This window comes from Streptomyces huiliensis (genome assembly GCF_020037025.1).
GTDB classification, from domain to species: domain Bacteria; phylum Actinomycetota; class Actinomycetes; order Streptomycetales; family Streptomycetaceae; genus Streptomyces; species Streptomyces huiliensis.
Map to the genome: position 1 here is coordinate 1 of NZ_JAIQLH010000320.1, position 1,007 is coordinate 1,007.

Annotated in this window: 1 protein-coding gene; it reads right to left on the reverse strand. The window is 77.8% G+C overall.

What is annotated here, in order from left to right:
* The coding region (locus JNW98_RS32215; protein WP_223771847.1) for a tetratricopeptide repeat protein at positions 1-1,007 on the reverse strand (1,007 nt) is incomplete at both ends.

Sequence of the window (1,007 nt, forward strand, 5' to 3'; positions counted from 1 at the left end):
GGGGGCGCGGGACTTGGCGATGCCGTCCAGGGCCAGGACGAGTTCGCTGCGCAGGCCGGTGTACCGGGCCAGGCGGCGGGCCTGCTGGTGGTGGCGCCGGGCGAGGTCGAGGTCGCCGCGGGCGCGGTGCACCGCGCCCAGGACGTTGTGCACGGTGGCGGCGAGGGCCGGCCGGCGTACGGTGCGCAGCAGCCCCAGGGCGGCGTGGCCGGCGCGCAGGGCCTCGGCGTGCCGGCCCTGGCGGCGGTAGACGTCGGCGTAGCGGGCGAGGACGACGGCCTGGCCGTGGGGAGTGACGATGCGGTGGGCCAGCGCGGACGCCTCGGCGAGTCGGCGCAGCGCCGTGTCGAAGACGCCGGCCGCCGCGTGCGAGGCGGCCTCGCCGGTGAGGCCGGTGATCTCGCCGTGCGCGTCGCCGGCCGTCCTGCTGCCGAGCGTGATCAGGCGGCTGGTCTGCAGCGCCTCGGCGTGCCGGCCGAGGGCGCTCTGCGCGGTGCCGAGGCAGGCGAGGGCGGTGGTGCCCTCCTCTCCGCCGGTGCCGGTCCCGCTGAACAGCGCCAGGGCGCGGTGCAGGAAGTCGATGGCCTCCTCGTACCGGCCGAGGGTGGTGTAGAACATGCTGATCCTGCTGAGGCACAGGGCGGTGCCCGGCCCGTCGTCCAGCTCCTCGGCGATGACCAGGGCCTGTTGTGCGCTCTCCAGGCCCTCCGCGACGCGGCCGAGGTGCCAGCACGAGGTGGCGAGCGCGGTCAGGGCCGTGAGCAGCCGCTCGTCGTCGCCGAGGCGGCGGGCGGCGGCCGCGGCGACGCCGAGCACCTGGCGTTCGTCCTCGGTGTGGCCGCGCAGCCGGAGGCAGGGGGCCAGCGCGAGGGCCAGCCGGACGGCGTGGTGGTCGAGGCCGTGTTCGTCGGCGTGGACCAGGGCGGCCAGCAGGCCGGGCCGTTCGGCCTGGAACCAGGCCAGGGCGGCGGGTTCGTCGGCGGGCGCCCCGTCGGCGGCGCCCGCGT